At 38.8% G+C, this 20,139-nt stretch carries 17 protein-coding genes; 10 read left to right on the top strand and 7 right to left on the bottom strand.

The window, feature by feature from the left end:
- Positions 1-204: 204 nt before the first annotated feature.
- The 3 genes from HWV01_RS06225 to HWV01_RS06215 are packed head-to-tail and all read left to right on the top strand — an operon-like array spanning position 205 to position 3,349.
- Positions 205-888, top strand: coding sequence for an ATP-dependent zinc protease (locus HWV01_RS06225; protein WP_249185458.1), 684 nt, complete (start codon positions 205-207; stop codon positions 886-888).
- A 2-nt stretch (positions 889-890) separates the two neighbouring features.
- Positions 891-2,387 (top strand): inactive transglutaminase family protein, encoded by a 1,497-nt coding sequence (locus HWV01_RS06220; protein ID WP_211674589.1) that lies wholly within the window; start codon positions 891-893, stop codon positions 2,385-2,387.
- Between the two features lie 2 nt (positions 2,388-2,389).
- Positions 2,390-3,349 carry an alpha-L-glutamate ligase-like protein gene (locus HWV01_RS06215; RefSeq protein WP_211674588.1) on the top strand — a complete coding sequence of 320 codons (960 nt, stop codon included), beginning with the start codon at positions 2,390-2,392 and terminating at the stop codon, positions 3,347-3,349.
- Positions 3,350-3,448: 99 nt separating this feature from the next.
- On the opposite strand, the gene HWV01_RS06210 is transcribed toward HWV01_RS06215, so the two are convergent.
- Both HWV01_RS06210 and HWV01_RS06205 read right to left on the bottom strand, forming a co-directional pair.
- Entirely contained in the window at positions 3,449-3,742 is a 294-nt protein-coding gene (locus HWV01_RS06210) for a DUF406 family protein (RefSeq protein ID WP_211674587.1), read from the bottom strand.
- Positions 3,743-3,902: 160 nt separating this feature from the next.
- Positions 3,903-4,430: a ferritin gene (locus HWV01_RS06205; RefSeq protein WP_211674586.1), complete on the bottom strand. Its 528-nt coding sequence runs from the start codon at positions 4,428-4,430 to the stop codon at positions 3,903-3,905.
- Between the two features lie 340 nt (positions 4,431-4,770).
- Here HWV01_RS06205 and adhE point away from each other — a divergent pair, with 340 nt between their 5' ends.
- Positions 4,771-7,428 carry a bifunctional acetaldehyde-CoA/alcohol dehydrogenase gene (adhE, locus tag HWV01_RS06200; protein WP_211674585.1) on the top strand — a complete coding sequence of 886 codons (2,658 nt, stop codon included), beginning with the start codon at positions 4,771-4,773 and terminating at the stop codon, positions 7,426-7,428.
- Between the two features lie 51 nt (positions 7,429-7,479).
- Here adhE and HWV01_RS06195 read toward each other — a convergent pair whose 3' ends face one another.
- Together HWV01_RS06195 and HWV01_RS06190 are read right to left on the bottom strand one after the other, a co-directional pair.
- The gene (locus HWV01_RS06195) at positions 7,480-7,650 is read right to left on the bottom strand and encodes a DUF1315 family protein (protein WP_157534166.1); all 171 of its coding nucleotides are present in this window, start codon (positions 7,648-7,650) and stop codon (positions 7,480-7,482) included.
- A 1-nt stretch (position 7,651) separates the two neighbouring features.
- Entirely contained in the window at positions 7,652-8,821 is a 1,170-nt protein-coding gene (locus HWV01_RS06190; RefSeq protein ID WP_211674584.1) for a quinone-dependent dihydroorotate dehydrogenase, read from the bottom strand.
- Positions 8,822-9,275: 454 nt separating this feature from the next.
- Here HWV01_RS06190 and HWV01_RS06185 point away from each other — a divergent pair, with 454 nt between their 5' ends.
- From HWV01_RS06185 to ggt, 4 genes are all read left to right on the top strand, one after another.
- Positions 9,276-10,562 (top strand): HD-GYP domain-containing protein, encoded by a 1,287-nt coding sequence (locus HWV01_RS06185; protein WP_211674583.1) that lies wholly within the window; start codon positions 9,276-9,278, stop codon positions 10,560-10,562.
- An 80-nt stretch (positions 10,563-10,642) separates the two neighbouring features.
- On the top strand, positions 10,643-11,410 hold the full coding sequence (locus HWV01_RS06180) for a DeoR/GlpR family DNA-binding transcription regulator (protein WP_211674582.1): 768 nt from the start codon (positions 10,643-10,645) through the stop codon (positions 11,408-11,410).
- Positions 11,411-11,555: 145 nt separating this feature from the next.
- Positions 11,556-12,104, top strand: a complete 549-nt coding sequence (locus HWV01_RS06175) for a thioesterase family protein (RefSeq protein WP_211674581.1) — start codon at positions 11,556-11,558, stop codon at positions 12,102-12,104.
- A 118-nt stretch (positions 12,105-12,222) separates the two neighbouring features.
- On the top strand, positions 12,223-14,004 hold the full coding sequence (ggt, locus tag HWV01_RS06170; RefSeq protein WP_211674580.1) for a gamma-glutamyltransferase: 1,782 nt from the start codon (positions 12,223-12,225) through the stop codon (positions 14,002-14,004).
- A gap of 81 nt (positions 14,005-14,085) precedes the next feature.
- On the opposite strand, the gene HWV01_RS06165 is transcribed toward ggt, so the two are convergent.
- The gene (locus HWV01_RS06165) at positions 14,086-15,084 is read right to left on the bottom strand and encodes a DUF2860 family protein (RefSeq protein ID WP_211674579.1); all 999 of its coding nucleotides are present in this window, start codon (positions 15,082-15,084) and stop codon (positions 14,086-14,088) included.
- Between the two features lie 337 nt (positions 15,085-15,421).
- Between HWV01_RS06165 and HWV01_RS06160 the strand changes: the two genes are divergently transcribed.
- Together HWV01_RS06160 and HWV01_RS06155 are read left to right on the top strand one after the other, a co-directional pair.
- Entirely contained in the window at positions 15,422-15,994 is a 573-nt protein-coding gene (locus tag HWV01_RS06160; protein ID WP_211674578.1) for an NAD(P)H-dependent oxidoreductase, read from the top strand.
- A 2-nt stretch (positions 15,995-15,996) separates the two neighbouring features.
- Positions 15,997-17,919, top strand: coding sequence for a monovalent cation:proton antiporter-2 (CPA2) family protein (locus HWV01_RS06155; protein ID WP_211674577.1), 1,923 nt, complete (start codon positions 15,997-15,999; stop codon positions 17,917-17,919).
- Between the two features lie 120 nt (positions 17,920-18,039).
- Here the strand turns inward: HWV01_RS06155 and HWV01_RS06150 are convergent, their stop codons facing one another.
- Complete coding sequence (locus tag HWV01_RS06150) at positions 18,040-19,440, bottom strand: MipA/OmpV family protein (RefSeq protein WP_211674576.1); 1,401 nt, start codon at positions 19,438-19,440, stop codon at positions 18,040-18,042.
- Between the two features lie 113 nt (positions 19,441-19,553).
- Positions 19,554-20,132 carry a DUF1566 domain-containing protein gene (locus HWV01_RS06145; protein WP_211674575.1) on the bottom strand — a complete coding sequence of 193 codons (579 nt, stop codon included), beginning with the start codon at positions 20,130-20,132 and terminating at the stop codon, positions 19,554-19,556.
- Positions 20,133-20,139 lie beyond the last annotated feature (7 nt).

Below are 20,139 nucleotides of genomic sequence, written 5' to 3'. Positions count from 1 at the left end.
TCAATAGCGATTATACTTTATTAAATAATATGATTTATAATCAAATAACGGAACTATTTACCCACTTTAGCGAACTAACCCTCTTTTTCATCAGCTAACAGGGCCAAATACCTAATGAAAAATACAACAGCATTTTTCACATTAAAAACATCAAAGATAACTATTGCTAGTGTACTTAGTCTTGTATTTTTAAATGGCTGCTCCATGACACAAAATAAAGCTAATACAGCCATTGTGACAAAACAACAGGCACAAATTGAAACCATTTTGCAGCAGCAACAACAGATATTAACGACTTTGCAATCACAGCCTAATCAGTTCAAGGAACAAGATAAAGCGATTGCCAAATTAACAGATCAACTGGACGAACTGGGCGCTAAGCCTCCCGTGAAAAAAACAACACCAATCGTGGTACCTTTAGCTAAAAATAATACCGCAGGTAAGATGATTCTTGGTCAAGAAGAATGGGTATGGTTTGATGAATTGCAAACCAACTTTAAGTCACGTATCGATACTGGTGCAACAACATCATCATTAAATGCAACAGAGATAGTTAAATTTGAACGCGATGGTCAAGACTGGGTTAAATTCAATTTATCCCACAAAGACGATAAAGCAGTGTTCCCAATGGAAGTACCCGTTGTACGTACTATTAAGATCCGTCAAACCAACGCTGTCGAAGCATTACGACGCTATGTAGTCAGCTTACCCATCGAACTGGGCGATATTAAAACCGAAACAGAATTCACACTAGCCGACCGTAGTCGTATGATCTTCCCTATCCTCCTCGGTCGAACTTTCTTAAAAGATATTGCGATTGTCGATGTTGCACAAGAATACACTCAACCAAAAAAACAACCTAAACCTGCCAGCAAAGGGGCTAACTAACCATGCCGTCTAAGATCCCATTTCGCATTTTTGTTGCGATACTTTTCCTCCTTGGTGTAGGCTCTATCGCTCAACGCCATTACAGTGGTGAGATCCCTTGGTTTCCCGGAGAAACCTACTCAACGTGGATGATTGAAGCGAAAGTCGAATTTACAGCGCAAGGCGACGCCGTTAATGCGTCCTTCGCCACACCGTCTACCCAGTCTAACTTCACCGTATTAAGCCAAACAGCGGCATCGCCTGGTTATGGATTATCCTTTCTTGATAATCGCGCACAATGGACAATTCGTAACGCCGAAGGCAAACAGGATTTATACTATAAAGTTAACGTATTGACGAATGATATCCCACAAGATGTCATTAATGAGCAAGACGTGACAATTAATAAAACCACCTGGCTACCACCGTATGATATAGCCGCAGAGCAGCTCGTTAATAGTGCGATGGAAAAAAGTGCCGATGCTTTTTCATATAGCCGTGAATTACTCAAGCTACTGTCTGTCGATGATTTAGGTCAAAATGCGAAATTAATGCTACAAGAAAATAGCAAATCAACGTTATTTGTTGCCCTGCTAAATGAAGCAAATATCCCTGCCTTACTGGTTAAAGGCCTGTATCTTGAAGATGGCCGTCGCCAGCAGCAGTTACAACCATTTGTACTGGTATTTGGCGAAGATGATACGCGCTTAATCGATGTCAAATTAGGTAAAATAGCTGACGCGAAAAACTTGCTACTGTGGGAACAAAATGGCGAACCGACGTTAGATCTGATAGGTGGTACAAATTCTCGAGTTAGTTTCTCTGTTATTCAGCAAACTCAGCCTGTCATGCAAGTATTAAAAGAAAAATCAAACGATACGAACCTGTCAAACTTTAGTATCTATAGCCTGCCACTCGAAGAACAAGCACTATTCAAAGGGATTTTACTTATCCCATTAGGTGTAATGATCGTGGTAATGATGCGTATTCTTATCGGTTTACGCACGTCAGGTACTTTTATGCCCGTGTTAATCGCAATGGCATTCGTACAAACCAGTTTAGCAACCGGTTTGATTGGCTTTACGTTAATTGTCGGTGTAGGCCTTGTGATCCGCTCTTATCTGTCTCGGTTAAACCTCTTGCTCGTATCACGAATATCCGTGGTAATCATCACGGTTATCGCCATTATCTGTTTGTTCTCAGTGTTATCTTATAAAATAGGGTTAACAGAAGGACTTAAAATCACTTTCTTCCCGATGATTATTTTATCTTGGACCATCGAACGCATGTCTATTTTATGGGAAGAAGAAGGCCCGAAAGAGGTATTTGTACAAGGTGGTGGCAGCCTGTTTGTAGCAGTATTGGTCTACCTAACAATTAGCAACGAACTATTTCGTTACTGGGCATTCAACTTCCTTGGTCTGCAACTTATCATTATGGCAATCATCTTAATGTTAGGTACTTATACTGGCTATCGTCTGTTAGAACTACGCCGCTTTAAAGACATGCAAGGTGAGTAAAAATGACATTTTCGTTTTTTAAAGAATTCGCTAAGCCGAGTAAGTTAAAGCAACAAGGTATTCTGGGGATGAACCAGCGCAATAATATGTACATATCGCGCTACAATCCCAGAAAGCTATTTCCATTAGTCGATAACAAATTAAAAACCAAAGAGATAGCCGAAGAGGCCAATGTCAGCACCCCAGAACTTATTGGCGTCGTTGATAGTCAACACTCTGTTAAATCAGTTGATAAGCTTATCGCAGGTCTAAATGGCTTTGTAATCAAACCGGCAAAAGGCTCTGGTGGTAAAGGTATTCTAGTGATCACCAAAGTAGAAGATGGTCGCTATTACAAACCCAGCGGCAGTGAATGTTCGCTCGATGATATTGAACGTCATTGCTCAAATATTTTAGCCGGTCTATTTTCACTCGGTGGTGGCATTGATGTGGCCGTTGTTGAAGCGCTTATCGTATTTGATGACAGCTTTGAGGGTTATAGCTTTGAAGGTGTCCCTGATGTACGTGTGATTGTATTTAAAGGTATCCCGATGATGGCCATGATGCGGCTATCAACATCCATGTCGGATGGTAAAGCTAATTTACACCAAGGCGCTGTCGGTGTGGGTATTAACATCACCACAGGCGAAGCGCTCAACGCTGTGCAATATGATGAAGTTGTCACTCATCATCCTGATACACAAAAAGAATTAGCCCTATTAAAAGTGCCTCATTGGGAAGAAGTTATTCGTTTAGCTGCACAATGTTACGATATCTCAGGCTTAGGTTATTTAGGTGCAGATGTGGTGTTAGATCGTCATCACGGTCCTATGCTATTAGAACTCAATGCACGTCCAGGACTGGCCATTCAAATCGCTAATGGCATGGGGTTGCTACCAAGGTTACAACAAATTGAAACGGCGAATACCGAGAGTATGGATCTAGACCAGCGTCTTGCTTATTGTAAACAACACTTCGGCTAGATATTTTATAGAAACGAATAAATAAAGGCATAAATATAAAGGCATACAGTACATTTTGTATGCCTTTAATCATTGAGCTATTTAAAAAGACGAAACCTTTTAAGCCAATAAATGACGTAAATTCATTTCGAAAATCATTTTTTCTGCAGTACAAGTAAAGCTCAATGTTACTAAATAAGCATGTTCATCTTGCGCGGTAAAGGTAATCGTGACGTCTTCATCAAATTGCTCATTAACATAAGCCTCAAGCTCACTGCGTTTTTCATCAGCAGCCTGTTGCGAATCAAATGTAATAGGAAAAGAGAGCTCAGTATCATCAGGCTGAATGATACTGCCAATTTCAGCAAACGCACCACAGCAATCTTTAATATCAGTATTGTTATTATTCGACATAATTATTCTACCTATTGATTAAAATCCACGATTAACACCGCAAGAGTACCACTAAAGTGTAATTTGTAAAAATAAAAAACCGCTTACACCAAGGTATAAGCGGTCTTTATATTCAAATAATCCTATTTTTAGCGTATATAAATTTGTTAGCTAAAGTTGATTAAATAACAATTGACGGCGCTGCAGGCGCTTTGCTCATTGCTTTTAACTCTTGATCCATAATGAATAGACCGTGGCCATTATCAACACCAACACGGCGAATTTGACTCACGATACCATTAAATAATGCTTCTTCTTCTGTTTGCTCTTCCATCAAGGTATTCAGATGAGCTACAGATTGAAAATCGCGAAGCTCATGTGCCAAACCAAGAATTTCAGAAATAGATTCAGTGATCATCACTTCATGATCCAAGGCTTTGCAAAACACATCAAGTAGATCTGTAAATTCAGACTCTGCCGCAGGAATAGCTTCCATTAATGGCTGGATACCGCGATCAATCATGTAACGGAATAACAATTGTGCGTGTTGCTGTTCTTCAGCCGCATGCTTATAAAAGAAATCACCCGCGCCAATAAAATCAGAGGCATAGCAAAAAGATGCCATGCTGCGATAAAGGTGCGATGCAGTAAACTCTTTTGTCATTTGTTGGTTAAGTGCAGTTGCCATAACCTTAGATAATTTCGGCATTGTATAACGTCCTATAATAAGCGGTTCAGGCAATGCTACCTAATGGATCTGAAATTAACAATAACTTTGTTTATTTTACGTCTTTTTTTTTAAATTCAGCGTGTTACAACCCTATAAATGAGTCTTAATCGTATTGAAATAAAATTACAAATGAAAGTGTTCCCACATATTTACGACCGACTTAACACTATTTTGAAAATATAATACGTAATATTACTACAATTGATTCACATCAATTTTTAATCCTTAAGATTACCTATAATTAAAATCAAAGGTATTCACTAAGAGGTAGCCCTTAGTAAATAACTTTTAGATTTTAAATGAATTTTAAGGATAGATTATGACTGTCAAAAACATAGAAACACTCAATGCAATGGTTGCGAAAGTGAAGGTAGCCCAACAAAAATTCGCCACATTTAATCAAGAAAAAGTTGATAAGATCTTCCGTGCAGCAGCCCTTGCTGCATCAACATCTCGTATCCCGCTAGCACAGATGGCTGTTGAAGAATCTGGCATGGGGGTTATCGAAGATAAAGTAACTAAAAACCATTTCGCATCTGAATACATCTACAACAAATATAAAGATACTCTAACATGTGGCATCATTGAAGAAGATAACGAATTTGGTACTATTACAATCGCAGAGCCAACCGGTATCATTTGCGGTATCGTACCAACGACCAATCCTACTTCAACGGCTATTTTTAAAGCGTTAATTTCGCTTAAAACACGAAACGGTATCATATTTTCGCCACACCCTCGTGCAAAAAATGCCACCAATACAGCCGCTAAAATTGTACTCGATGCAGCAGTAGCAGCAGGTGCACCTGAACACATCATAGGTTGGATTGATGAACCATCAATTGAACTATCAAATGCATTAATGCATCACGATGATATCAACCTTATCCTTGCGACAGGTGGTCCAGGCATGGTTAAAGCAGCCTATTCTTCAGGTAAACCTGCGATTGGTGTTGGTGCGGGTAATACACCTATTGTTATCGATGAAACTGCAGACATTAAACGTGCAGTATCTTCAATCTTAATGTCAAAAACATTCGATAACGGTGTGGTATGTGCTTCGGAACAAGCTGTTATTGTCGTTGATGATGTTTATGACGCGGTAAAAGCACGTTTCATTACACATGGCGGTTACATCTTATCGAAGAAAGAAGCAGATAAAGTACGTTCTATTGTGTTAATCAACGGCAATATGAACCCTGATATTGTAGGTCAATCTGCAATTAAAATTGCAGCAATGGCAGGGGTTACTGTACCTCCTTTCACAAAAGTCCTGATTGGTGAAGGTCCAGAAGTACACGTTGATGATCCATTCGCACACGAAAAACTATCGCCGACCTTAGGTATGTTCCGTGCTCGTGACTATAACCATGCTGTTGAACAAGCGATAACTATGGTTGAGCTAGGCGGTATCGGTCATACATCTGGTATTTACACAGACCAAGATGCTAACGAAGATCGTATCAAAGACTTCGGCGATAAAATGAAAACCGCACGTATTCTGATTAACCAACCAAGTTCACAAGGTGGTATCGGTGATTTATATAACTTCGGTCTAGCACCATCATTAACACTAGGTTGTGGCTCTTGGGGTGGTAACTCTATCTCAGAAAACGTGGGTCCTAAGCACCTTATCAATAAAAAGACTGTTGCAAAGCGAGCTGAAAATATGTTGTGGCATAAACTACCTGAATCAATTTACTTCCGCCGTGGTTCATTACCCATTGCGATGGATGATCTTGTTGGCAAAAAACGTGCTTGTATCGTTACCGACAAGTTCTTATTCAACAATGGTTATGTTGATGACTTAGTAACGATTCTAAAAGAAAAAGGCATTGATACCGAAATATTTCATGATGTAGAAGCCGATCCGACACTGGCTATCGTAAAGAAAGGGGCTGCAGTGATGAACAGCTTCCAACCTGATGTGATCATTGCCTTTGGTGGTGGTTCACCAATGGATGCTGCGAAGATTATGTGGGTAATGTACGAACACCCAGATGTACACTTCGAAGATCTTGCAATGCGCTTTATGGATATCCGTAAACGTATCTACAAGTTTCCTAAAATGGGAATCAAAGCCAAAATGGTGGCGATCACAACAACCTCAGGTACGGGTTCAGAAGTCACGCCCTTTGCAGTAGTAACCGATGAAGTAACAGGACAAAAATACCCAATCGCTGATTACGAGCTCACACCAAATATGGCTGTTGTTGATGCTAACCTAGTCATGAATATGCCTAAGTCACTAACCGCATTTGGTGGCTATGATGCCGTAACACATGCTTTAGAAGCGTATGTATCTGTATTGCAAAATGAATATTCTGATGGCCAAGCGCTTCAGGCACTCAAATTATTAAAAGAGTACTTACCAAGTTCATACAAAAACGGTGCGAAAGACCCAATTGCGCGTGAAAAAGTACACAATGGTTCAACAATTGCTGGTATTGCCTTTGCCAATGCATTCTTGGGTGTTTGTCACTCAATGGCACACAAGATCGGTGCTGAGTTCCATATTCCACACGGGTTAGCAAACGCACTACTTATTACCAATGTGATTCGCTACAACGCAACGGATATGCCAACCAAACAAGCCGCATTCTCACAATACGATCGCCCGAAAGCACGCGCTCGTTACGCTGAAGTTGCAGAACATTTAGGCTTCCGTGAAGGTAAAACAGCTGACAAGATTAACGCATTATTAAATTGGTTAGACGAACTAAAAACTGATTTAGATATTCCTAAGTCAATTCAATCTGCGGGTGTAAACGAAGCCGACTTCCTTGCAAAAATTGACCAGCTAGCGATTGAAGCATTTGATGACCAATGTACTGGAGCTAACCCTCGCTACCCGTTAATCAGCGAATTAAAAGCACTATTACTTGCTTCTTATTACGGTAATGATTATCACGAAAGCTATGAAATGGAAATGGAAATGGAACCAGAAAAAACAAAAAATAAAGTCATTGAAAAATAATTTATAAATAAAATAGCCCAGTTAACATTAACTACTTAACTGGGCTATTTATTAATGATTACAGTTAGAATCATTACCTTCATGATAAAACAAAACCTGCTCACAGATCCGCCGTTGCTGCTCTGTTAACAGTAATCCACTCTTCCAACAGCCCTGTCTTAACGCTTGGCGAAACTCATAACAAATAGCCTGCGGTAAATTAACAGATACCTGTTCAAACATACTAAGCCACCTCTGCAACTTCCTCTATCGCCTCTTGAATTGCTAACTCTGGTAGAGGATTTCTAGAACCCACAGCTTGCTCAATTGAAGTAAAACCATCTGCTTTTAATAATTTAACTAAACCACGGTTTATTTCACTAATATTTTGCGGTCCATCAAAGATCATGGTGGTGATCATATGCAATAGGTTAGCCCCAGATGTAATTTTTTCATACGCATCTTTTGCCGTGAAAATGCCACCCACACCAATAATAGTAAGCTCACCCCGAGTACGACGATAAACATGACGAATAACATTAGTAGAAATACGCTGAAGCGGTAACCCACTCATCGCACCTTTTCCTTCGGGTAATAAACCAAGTTTAGATGGGTATTCAGCCGAGATATGTTCTTGGTTACAGCCTGGTTTAGCAAGATTTGTTAATACAAAACCATCCATCTTATACTCAATACAACCATCAACAATGACATCGATCTCGTCAAAAGTAAGATCAGCCGCTAACTTAACATAAATAGGTTTATCCGAAATTGGTCTAATATTTTCATTCACAGCGGCCAATAGAGCCCCTAAATTATCAGCATCAACAAAAGGTTCGCCATCTTGAGTATTTGGACAACTAATATTAATTGTATAGTAATCACCAATATCCTTAAATAGAGTCATCGTTTTAAGATAATCACGAATTGATTCTGCTAATACAAAGTCAGGAGAGACATTAGATTTAGCTGCATTAATACCAACACGTAAATCACCAAAATCAGCGTCAGCGAGTCGAGCTGATATTTTTTCTGCGCCAAGGTTATTTAGGCCATACCACACCACAATAGATTTAGATTTTACCATCCGGAATAGACGTTTACCTGGATTTCCCGGACAAATTTCGCCGGTAAAAGAGCCTAGTTCAGCTAATCCAAAACCCAGGTATGGGTAAATTTTTGTAAGTTCACCATCTTTGTCAAAACCAGCTGATAAACCGACCGGATTACGATATTTGACTCCGTCTACCTCTGTGTTCAAACTCTTATGCCTATAATTAAATAACAATCCTGTGATTAATCGTGTGATTACATTACTGCCTAAGAACACCCCTATTTTCTTAAGCGCGTAATGGGCTTGCTCTGGATCCATCAAAAATATTATCGGACGAAATATCCGATACAATATTTTCAAAATATAATTCCTTAACCCAACAATAGCACTCATAGAAATCCCTTATTTGTAAATGTCTGCAATCGTTATTGATCGCAAAGGAACGTAATGATAATCGATCTCATTCGCATTTACAACGTAGTAGGTATGAGTCTTTAAAATATCTATTATGTTAATCCGTTTCACGTACCACGATTTACTCAGTGATAGATAACATTGAAGCGTTAATATGCAGGTATAATAATTTAGAAAATAATGAACTAGAAAACGTCTAAAAATAAAGTTAATAAAATAAACAACAGCTAAAAATTTGGTCTATGTCTATCCCCTACATTTAATTTTTATCACAATAAATATATTCCCTATAATTATTAAAAGCTTATTAAAAATTCATTAATAATTATTAATAGTTATTTACAATGTCACAATAAACAATTAGGTTGTTATTATTAGGAAGGTTGTATAAGGAATAGAAATGGAAAATGTCTCATTAGCGATTAAAGACCTTAAAGTCGGTCATTATATTAATCTTCCCATCGGTTGGACATCCCATCCTTTTATCCTTAATTCATTTATAATTAAGGATACAAAGCAATTACAAATATTACAGCACCTTGGCTTCAAGACTATTGCCGTTGACCTATCTCGCAGTAAAATGGCACAATCAGTACAATCAGTACAATCAGTACAATCAGCAGCACAGCGAACACCGGCAGCTAATGATCTCGCTTTAGCGGAAAAAATAGCAGAACAACAAGCTATATTAAAGCAAGCTGAAGAACAAAAAACACAATCATTACAACAGCAGCTATGGTGGAAACAGATCCGCCAAACTCGCTCAAAATACCAAAATAAGGTTACTATACTAAAAGATATTTACAGCAAGTTTAGCCTTGAACCACAGCAAGCTATATCCCAATTAGAACAGCTCTCTGGTGAATTAACTATAGCAGCTGAACAACAGCATGATTATAGCTTTGTTTTATGCAATGAAGAATTATCTGGTGATACGCTTTATCAAAACGCCATGAATATTGCCGTATTAAGCACACGCTTGGCCCAGCAATTATCCTTTAGCTCACAGGATATTGCCATAGTGACGCAAACCGCACTGCTTAGCCAATTCGGTATGTTATGGGTACCCGCTTCAATTCGTAATAAAAAATCAGAACTGACAAAGCCCGAAATTAATTATCTTAAACAACACCCTGCCTACGCATCGCAAAAACTGCAAGGTATTGAAGCACTTACCGATATCGTGATTAACAGTGTATTACAGATCAATGAAAAATTTGATGGTAGCGGTTACCCACGTGGTATCAAGCAAGATAAAATATCTAAATACGCGCAATTAATTGCGGTCACTACCCGCTATAACGAGATGTGTAATGCTAATTTACCTCAGCACCGTTATTCACCTAATCTCGCCATTGGATTACTGTTTAAAGCCGCAGACAAGCATTACAACAAAACTTATCTTGAACAGTTTATTAAAATGATGGGTATATATCCGATTGGTACAATCGTCAATTATGATAGCAACCAAGCGCAAGTACTGATGGGTATTATTAATAGCCTTCGAAAGCCCCTCATTGTCGACTTTAATAAACTTGAACCATTAAAAAAACAGCCATTGTTACGCCACTGTGGTCAGGACAATATTACGATTGCTAAAGCGATTAGCTGCAATGATATCGCACCTGACAAGTTAAATAAATTTAACCTCATACAACGCAGTAATTTATACTTTCCGGTGAGTTAATTTAGATTACTACTGACGTTAATTCATTATATTGCTACACTCCTATTTTAAATAAAGAACTAACAAGAACTCATTAAATTATGTCAAAACGTAACACTCAACAACGTCGTCATACCATCATTAAATTACTTGAAAAACAAGGTAAACTCAGCGTTGATGAACTAGCCCAACGTTTTGAAACATCAGAAGTAACCATTCGTAAAGACCTAACAGCCTTAGAGCAAAATGGTCTATTATTGCGCCGTTATGGCGGTGCGGTTCCGCTCCCTAAAGAACTCTTACCTGAAATTGAAACAGATAAGGTTTCCCAGTGTAAAACAGAAATTGCAATTGCCGCCGCATTACGTATTCGCGATCATAATCGTATCATTATCGATAGCGGCACAACTACGGCCAGTTTAATTAAGCAGCTCGCAAATAAGAGAGGGTTAATAACCATGACAAACTCTCTACAAGTAGCGAATGCATTAAACGGCTTAGAAAATGAACCTACGTTATTAATGACAGGAGGTACATGGGATCCTCACTCAGAATCTTTTCAAGGCCAAATTGCAGAACAGGTACTGAGATCATATGACTTTGATCAGCTGTTTATCGGCGCAGACGGCATTGACTTAGAACGTGGCAGTACCACATTTAATGAACTAATTGGACTCAGTCGCGTGATGGCCGAAGTATCAAGAGAAGTCGTAGTCATGGTCGAATCAGATAAGATCAGCCGCAAAATGCCAAATTTAGAATTAGCATGGGACACGATTAATACGTTAATTACCGATGCTGATATTACTGATGAACAACGCACTGCAATTGAAGCAAAGAATATTACGGTCATCGTAGCATCGAGATAAGGTGTGACCTGCTGGTTACGTTTGGCGGGATTTACCACATAGGAATAAGTCGTAATTAACATTTTGATTACAATTGACGTGACAATAATAAAGAACGCAGTAGACTCTTTATTCTATTTCCTATAACAATCATTATTGAGGCTTTATGATCAGTGAGTTGATTCGCTGCTTTTTCCTACGTAATAAGCAAACAAACCCGAAAGGCTTTTTCGATACTATCACCCGCTCTTTTCGAGTAGGGTTTCGTCATATCGATCTGAATCTACATATTAACAATGCAAAATATCTCATGTTTCTTGAAAAAGCGCGTTGGGATCATTCTATTCAGACCAATACGTTCAACCCATTATTGAAGAATAAATTAAACTTCATCGTGGCAGGCGTCGAGGTCGGTTATATTCGTGAGATCCGTTTATTCAAAAGGTTCGATGTAGAAACCACTTATTTGGGCTGGGATGAGAAGTATTTTTACTTAGAGCAAAAATGTGTCGCCGATGGAAAGCTATGTAACTACAGCTTAGTAAAGGCTGTATTTACTCAACGAGGAAAAGTCGTGTCTCCGAATAAAGTCATGGACATTATTCCCATTGAACAACGCCCACAAGAGTTACCAGAACATATGCAAATATGGAAAAATCTCGGTATCTCAAAACGCAACTTTTCCACCAGCGAATCCGCAAATAAAGTAGCTTAAACCTATTTATGTGAGTTCATCTGCAATTACGACCACCTAAAAGTTGATATAAAAAACCATTTGCTATGCTTTTTTATATCAATACATAACACCATGGACAATCGAATAGGGAACATTCATGTCAACAACGCATCTCATTAAAGGTTTTACCTTTGGACTCATCAGCTGCATGAGCTTAACGTTACCAACCGCCATTGCAAAGACGAACACAACAAGCACAGAAACAGTTGCCAATGTTAAACCATCAACCAGTGCTATTTATAGTAAAATGGCGATCCATCATCCAGTATGGGCAGCAAACGGCATGGTAGCTAGCCAAGAAGCGCTTGCAACACAGGTAGGTGTCGATATTATGAAGCAAGGTGGTAACGCTATTGATGCGGCAGTTGCCGTTGGTTATGCGTTAGCTGTTACCCTGCCCCGCGCTGGTAATTTAGGTGGTGGTGGTTTCATGTTGATTTATTTAGCAGATGAACAGCGCGCGATTGCGATTGATTACCGAGAGGTAGCACCACAGGCTGCTTACCCAGATATGTTTTTAGACGGTGCTGGCAATGCAGACAGTCAACTGTCTCGCTTTCATGGTCTAGCCGTCGGAGTACCTGGCACAGTATTAGGCTTTGAACTCGCACTAAATAAATACGGCAGTATGTCATTAGCACAAGTAATGGCCCCCGCAATAAAATTAGCCCGTGACGGTATTGTTGTTACGCCTGACTTAGCAAATTCACTCCGCGCAACGAAAAAGCGCTTAAGCCGATGGCCAAGCACACAATCTATTTTCTACAAAGCAGACGGTAGCAGTTATCAGCCAGGAGAAATATTAAAACAGACCGATCTTGCCAATACGCTAACAGCCATTACTAAAAAAGGCAGTCCTGCATTTTATCAAGGTCCCATTGCCAAACAGATCAGTGATTCGGTACGTAATGCTGGCGGTATGATGACAATGCAAGATTTAACCACTTATAAAGCCATAGAGCGAAAACCAGTTACCGGTGACTATCGCGGTTACCAAATAATATCAATGCCACCTCCTTCTTCTGGCGGCGTACATATTATTCAAATGCTGAATATGCTTTCGCAGTTCCCGATTGATAGAATGGGCCATAACAGTGCTGCAACAATCCATGTGATGGCAGAGTCAATGCGTCGTGCCTACGCAGACCGTAGCTTATATTTAGGCGACCCTGATTTTGTTAACGTGCCCGTTGCACAATTAACCAATAAGCAATACGCGAAGCAGCTTGTGAGTCAGATTAATCCAAACAAAGCGACACCAAGCAGCGAAGTGTCCCCTGGTACATTATTGCCTTACGAAAGTAACCAAACCACCCATTACAGTGTGGTAGATAAATTTGGTAACGCGGTCAGTAATACCTACACCCTTAACTTTAGTTATGGGTCAGGACTGGTTGCAGATGGCACAGGGGTATTACTCAATAATGAAATGGATGATTTTTCAGCTAAACCTGGTACACCAAACGCCTACGGCCTAATTGGCGGAAAAGCAAATGCCATCGCAGCTAAAAAGCGTCCACTTAGCTCAATGACACCAACCATAGTTCTAAAAGATAATAAACCTTATTTGGTCACTGGTAGTCCAGGGGGCTCACGTATTATCACCACAACGCTACAAGTGATCATGAATGTGATTGACCATAATATGAATATTGCAGAAGCCAGTGCGGCAACACGTATTCATCATCAATGGTTACCGGACATGATCCGTATTGAGAAAGCGTTAAATGTCGATACGATTAACTTATTAGAAAGTAAAGGGCACAAGATTGAAGTGAAAGCGGCAATGGGCAGTACCCAAACCATTATGCTGACAGAAGAAGGCGTTTACGGCGCATCTGACCCACGCAGACCGAGTGCGCTTAGCTTGGGTTATTAACACAATCCGGAGCAATCGGTAAAAGAAAGGGACATGATACTCACTGTATCACGTCCCTTTTTGTTCTTTCTAATGCTAATTCTAATTAAAACTATAACTCATACCGACTGAAAATAATTTTGTCGAGCTATCATAAAATGCAATGTTGGCATCATTTTTTTTGTTTTGATAAATAATGTTAAGGTTAGTACCTTCGATATTAAACGGTTCAGAATAAGAATAAATAAATGAATAACGGGCAACATCGTCCTTTTGTACCTCTCCAAATATTGGATTTTTGGCATTGTATTCACGATCACTAAATGCAGCTTGTACGGAGACAAAATGTCTTTCATATTTAGTCATAATACTAAGGCTATAATGAAATTCATCAAAACTCTGACTTTCACCTTTAGCTTCTTGAGCACCATAAAACACATTCGCTTTACCGTATATCCGTTGCCATAACGGAAATAAGCTTTCTAAACTAAGTCTTTGATAATCACTGTCTCGATTTAACGAGGCTTGATCTTCTGCACTCATTTGACTACCACTTTGCTCATTTTCTATCGAATATGATGCATACGAATATTCAATCTGAACGGGGGAAAATTTATAAGCTAAACGTACTGCACTCGAATCAATGTCACTCTTTTCTCTTGGCGCGTTGATCAAAAATGGATCTGACCAAGTTTCTTTTAAAAACGGTACGTCCGGAATATAAGCAAAAGTCATACTCTGACGTTCGTCAAACTGGTGTTTCACACCTATTTCATATTGTATGGCACTGTTTAATATTTTGTCAGGACTTTGCCCAATAAAATACTGAGTTTGTAAGTCCGAAGTTGTATAGTCCAGACGAAAAAAAGGAAAAAATATCTCAGTTGACCCCGCTTTCCCAGCGTTACTCAAATCTTGGGTTTGCTCATTATCATCATCAATATGAAATTGACTTTGCGTATCACTTACACCCGTATTAATACCGACCGTACCAGAAAAACCAGCGCTTTTTGCAAATGGTTTTGCGACTGCAACACTACCAAGTAAACCACAGGTCAATAATAAAGTTAGTGGAAGTATGCGATGGTTTTTCAAAGTCATGTGTAAAAAGTGCCCCAACAGTTAAGTTATTACCAATTAATAATATCAAATATTGACCGAAATCAATTCAGTGACGAAAGCATAGCATAACAACTAAAACATAAGACGCTTAATAATAGTGAATATGATTAATAATATTAACGAGCAGTAACCATTCAATAATTGGAAAATAAGAGTGATATCATCCATATCAGTCAGAACAACTAAAAAAACACTGAAATAATTTGTTTTATATTATAAGCTTAGATTACAACAACTGATATAATTAACGTCTTAAACGCTAAACTATTGAATGCAGTTAAAAAGACCTATTTCAATAAAGGATGATTGAAAATATATGTACAAAATTCTCGTTTTATTCGCCCATCCTGCATTACAAAAATCTCTCGCACATAAATCACTATTCAATGAAATTCAAAATATTGAAGGCATCACTTGCCACGATCTTTACGATGCTTATCCCGACTCATTTATTGATATTAAGTATGAACAAGCCTTGTTACTAAATCACGATATCATCGTATTTCAATTTCCACTTTACTGGTATTCATGCCCCGCGATTTTAAAAGAATGGCAAGATCTGGTGCTCGAACATGGTTTTGCTTATGGTGAAAATGGAGACAAACTCGCAGGAAAAAAACTCATGCTAGCTATTTCTACTGGTGGGAGTACAAACTCATATTCCGATTCAGGTTACAATGAACACAATATTAGCGAGTTCTTATTACCTTTTAGCCAGATGAGCAAAATATGTAATTTAGAATACCTACCACCATTTGTACTCCATGATATTCATAAACGTCATGAATCACAGCGTATTGCACGTAAAGCAGCAGAATATCGCCAGCAATTATTAATGCTACAGCAAACAGATGATGGAACCGTCGCAAAAAAAATGGAAGGTAACTAACCATGGAACATGGCGTATTATTTAATACTTTCATCTATCTTGCAGCAGGTGTCGTGGCAGTACCAATCGCAAAACGTTTGGGACTTGGTTCGGTACTGGGATATTTGATTGCAGGCGTAATTGTCGGACCTTATGCATTAAGCTTAATTTCCAATCAAGAAGATGTCATGCATGTTGCCGAATTCGGTGTGGTTTTAATGCTGTTTTTGGTTGGCCTAGAATTAAGACCTGCTTTATTATGGCAATTAAAAATACCTATTTTGGGGACGGGTGGCTTACAACTTAGCGCCACGACTTTGTGCATTTTCTTGTTATTACTTGCTTGTGGACTTGCGTGGCAAACAGCACTCGCTATCGGTTTAATTGTTGCCTTGTCATCGACTGCGATTGTGCTGCAAAATTTACAAGAGCGGGAGTTGATGAAAACCGAAGCCGGTAAGAATGCCTTTGCGGTGTTATTATTTCAAGATATTGCCGTTATCCCGATTTTATCCATATTACCTCTGCTCGTTATACAAGACACAGCTATTGTTGAATCGACAATACCAAGTTGGCAAAGTGCATTAATGATTGCAGGCGTTATTGCTGGTATTATTATTGGCGGCCACTTTCTCGTTGTACCGCTACTGCGTATTATTGCAGGTTCTCGCTCTCGAGAGATTTTTATTGCAACCGCATTAGCACTGGTTGTCGGCATTGCCTTGGCCATGGAAGCCGTTGGTTTATCTGCCGCACTCGGGACTTTCTTAGCTGGTGTGGTATTAGCTGATAGTGAATACCGCCACGAACTTGAAAGTGATATTGAACCTTTCAAAAGTTTATTATTAGGTATCTTCTTTATCTCAGTTGGTGCCAGTATCGATTTTACCCTCCTACTTAATCAACCTATGTTAATCGCCTTACTAGTAGCTGCATTAATTGCAGTTAAGTTTATTGTACTGTTTATCACCGGGATCGTATTTAAGATCCAGCGCAGTCAAAACTGGTTATTTTCTTGTGCCCTTGCACAAGGTGGTGAATTTGCGTTTGTATTAACATCATTCTCTCTACAACGACAAGTACTAGATAATGAAACCGCTAGCCTGCTCGTATTAGTGGTTACTTTATCTATGGTATTTACCCCACTACTGCTAATTATTTACGATAAAATCATCGCACCAACATTCAAACGTAAAATACCGCTGGCTGAAAATACAAGTACTCCAGAACATCAGATTCCAAATAATACTCACGGCTCTGTTATTATCGCTGGCTTTGGTGGTTTCGGACAAGTTGTGGGTCGATTGCTACATGGTTACCATATCAATACCACTATTTTAGAAAACGATGTAGGCCAGATAGAATTATTGCAACAATTCAAATACAAGGTGTTTTATGGCGATGCTGAACAGCTAAATTTATTACATTCTGCAGGAGCCGATAACGCTAAACTATTTATTATTGCCGTCGAAAGTGCAAGCCGGACTAAACGCATTTTAATTCAAGTAAAAAAACATTTTCCACACTTAACGGTATTAGTCAGGGCAACAGATCGTAACCATGCCCAGCAATTAATCCGCCTTGGCGCTGATCATGTATTTCGGGAGTCGCTAGACTCTGGTATCAGTTTAGGTGTTGAAACATTAAAAGCATTAGGGATGCGTGCCAATCAGGCTCATCGTGCAGGTCAAGTATTCCGTCGTCATGACGAAGCGGTATTGCATGAAGAAGCAAAACGAATGCATGAACAAGAGCCTGAATTTGTAAATCGCAGTCTTACTGAACGACGAATATTGAAAAAATTATTAGGGTTAGATGCATTAACTTATTACGACAACCTCAATGATGCTTGGTCTACAGAAGCCCACAGTAATGAAGATAAGAATACAGTTGGTAACTTAGCAGCCGCCCATAAACACAATAAATCGACAAGCGAACAAAATTAATTATATAAATAAAACAACCAAGTTGTTGACGATAGTTATTTAGCGACTATCGTCAACTGCACCGTTTCTAATCATTGAGATAGCGTATTATTGTTAAAAAAGGAGTCAGCTTTAAGGTGGCTAAAAGTGCCACTGTAAATAAACCGTTTGATAGTTACTGCCACCTTTAATACGCCCGAACACCGAGCTACTTTCAAAAATACCCGAACGGTGATGAATGCTATAACCAAACCAAGTTTTAGCTAACGCCTTACTATCAAAAATATCCCCCACATTCACATCAAAGGAGAAGTCTAAATAATTAAGTAGTTTCGATGAGTTTTCATAACCACGTTTACTGTCTTCACCTGTCAATTCAAACCCTTCGATGTAGGTAACATCAAATACATAAGATAAGCCTTCAGCAATACCTAAGCGCCAACGAGGCCCAAATTGAAAAGTATAAAAACCTTTAATCGCAAGCGCAACTTCAGCAATATCTTTTTGTACATCAGAGCTATAATGCCAAACAACGCCAGGCGTGAAATAAAGATCAATAGGCATTGTTAATAAACTATCCGCAATTTGGGTACCATAAAATACAGAGCTCATTTGATTGTTTTCACTATCGCGTTCGGCTTGGAATTTTAAGATATCTCCAATATTCGACGGTGTTGCCCAACCATATGCTAAACGTAAGTATTCATCATTCTTATATTGCGTTGAAGTTGGGTTAAAAGGCTTATCATATTCAGGATAAAAAGCGAAACCGAAAAAAGATTCAACCTGATAGTTTTTATTAACAGAATCTAGATCGTATACATCATCTTCTAAGCGCGTTAGACCCAATTGACCAATCAGATAGAAATTGCTCGCTACATGGTATGACCCTTCCAGACCACCAGCCATTGAAACTCCAGCACCAGCGTCCTCTTTATCAAAGCCATAATAATGATTGTTAAAATCAGCACTTTTCCATTGTAACTCTACAAATGGTACTAATGACCAACTACCTTGCTGCCAATTATACTTAATCCGAGTATAACTATAGTTGCGCTGATAGTGATCGGATAAAACAGCAATATCAGATTCCCAAGGACCATCGATGTAGCGATATTGCAAACCAAAGTCAAATGACTGTCCCTTAATTGAATTTTGAAACGCTTTAGGCACATCATGGAAACGGAAACGACTATATACATTAACTTGATGGTCTGCATTTTTCCATAAATGAATACCACCTTCTAAACCATGTAAAAAGCCATGATCATTTTCAAACCGCATTAATGGTAAAATATCATAAACAGCAGTATCTTCATTGTCATCTTTGACTGCAAATGGAATATCTGCACGGCGCATTCCAATACCAAGACCCCATTTTTTGACATCTAATGCTGGTGCTTCCACAGTATCAACATCCAACGAATCTTCACGAACTTCAAGCACAATATTATCGACAGGTACATTTTCAGCATAACTAATACTTGAACATAAGCCTGAAATTAATGCTAAAAATATAATATTGTGGTGGTCTAATAGCATATACTTCTAATACTCAAAGGTTATAAATAATGGCGTATATTACTTATGAGAGCTAGAAACCACAATATAAATATAGTTATAGCGGTTAAAGTATACGTATACGTATACTTAGACTAATCATATGCTTGCTGACAAACTTCATCACAGGTTCGAACTAAACGTACTGTTAAGCGCTCGCCATTCGAAATGTCATATAATAATCCATTTTGAAAGTCGACTTGCCAAGCTTTACTTGGGTTACTACCGCTTGGTGTACTCGACCACGATTTAGATACCGCTGGAGATAATGGGTGATTGGAAAAGATCGATTTATTTAAACTTGGCTCTTCGCATGCTGTTTCTATAATACTATAAAGCTCTTTAATGTTAGGTAATCGCCAATCAGTATGACCATCATTTGTAGCATTAAATGCAGCTGGTTCTATCATCGCTTCCCACCACGTAAAATAACGAACCGTACCATTCTGACATCGATTTCCCACCAGGCCACGAACACAAGTTTGCCATTCTAAGCGGGTTGCTTTATCAAATAAAAATCCTTGCCTAGTATTAAAAAAACGTTGATTTGGTGTTGATATCTGAGCATTATCATTACAGCGTTGTTCGAGTCCTTTGGCAGTCATCGACATCACGACTAATAAAATAGTGCTCGTATTAAGTAATAGGTGCCGGGTTATATTAAAGCTCATCATTAACATC

The sequence above is a fragment of the Moritella sp. 5 genome (assembly GCF_018219455.1).
GTDB lineage: Bacteria > Pseudomonadota > Gammaproteobacteria > Enterobacterales > Moritellaceae > Moritella.
This window is presented reverse-complemented; position numbering and strand designations above follow the sequence as displayed.

Bases quoted from the DNA above. Each gene is read 5' to 3' on its own strand.
- HWV01_RS06225 (WP_249185458.1), top strand. From the start codon at position 205: ATGACACAAAATAAAGCTAATACAGCCATTGTGACAAAACAACAGGCA.
- HWV01_RS06220 (WP_211674589.1), top strand. From the start codon at position 891: ATGCCGTCTAAGATCCCATTTCGCATTTTTGTTGCGATACTTTTCCTC.
- HWV01_RS06215 (WP_211674588.1), top strand. From the start codon at position 2,390: ATGACATTTTCGTTTTTTAAAGAATTCGCTAAGCCGAGTAAGTTAAAG.
- HWV01_RS06210 (WP_211674587.1), bottom strand. From the start codon at position 3,742: ATGTCGAATAATAACAATACTGATATTAAAGATTGCTGTGGTGCGTTT.
- HWV01_RS06205 (WP_211674586.1), bottom strand. From the start codon at position 4,430: ATGCCGAAATTATCTAAGGTTATGGCAACTGCACTTAACCAACAAATG.
- adhE (WP_211674585.1), top strand. From the start codon at position 4,771: ATGACTGTCAAAAACATAGAAACACTCAATGCAATGGTTGCGAAAGTG.
- HWV01_RS06195 (WP_157534166.1), bottom strand. From the start codon at position 7,650: ATGTTTGAACAGGTATCTGTTAATTTACCGCAGGCTATTTGTTATGAG.
- HWV01_RS06185 (WP_211674583.1), top strand. From the start codon at position 9,276: ATGGAAAATGTCTCATTAGCGATTAAAGACCTTAAAGTCGGTCATTAT.
- HWV01_RS06180 (WP_211674582.1), top strand. From the start codon at position 10,643: ATGTCAAAACGTAACACTCAACAACGTCGTCATACCATCATTAAATTA.
- HWV01_RS06175 (WP_211674581.1), top strand. From the start codon at position 11,556: ATGATCAGTGAGTTGATTCGCTGCTTTTTCCTACGTAATAAGCAAACA.
- ggt (WP_211674580.1), top strand. From the start codon at position 12,223: ATGTCAACAACGCATCTCATTAAAGGTTTTACCTTTGGACTCATCAGC.
- HWV01_RS06165 (WP_211674579.1), bottom strand. From the start codon at position 15,084: ATGACTTTGAAAAACCATCGCATACTTCCACTAACTTTATTATTGACC.
- HWV01_RS06160 (WP_211674578.1), top strand. From the start codon at position 15,422: ATGTACAAAATTCTCGTTTTATTCGCCCATCCTGCATTACAAAAATCT.
- HWV01_RS06155 (WP_211674577.1), top strand. From the start codon at position 15,997: ATGGAACATGGCGTATTATTTAATACTTTCATCTATCTTGCAGCAGGT.
- HWV01_RS06150 (WP_211674576.1), bottom strand. From the start codon at position 19,440: ATGCTATTAGACCACCACAATATTATATTTTTAGCATTAATTTCAGGC.
- HWV01_RS06145 (WP_211674575.1), bottom strand. From the start codon at position 20,132: ATGATGAGCTTTAATATAACCCGGCACCTATTACTTAATACGAGCACT.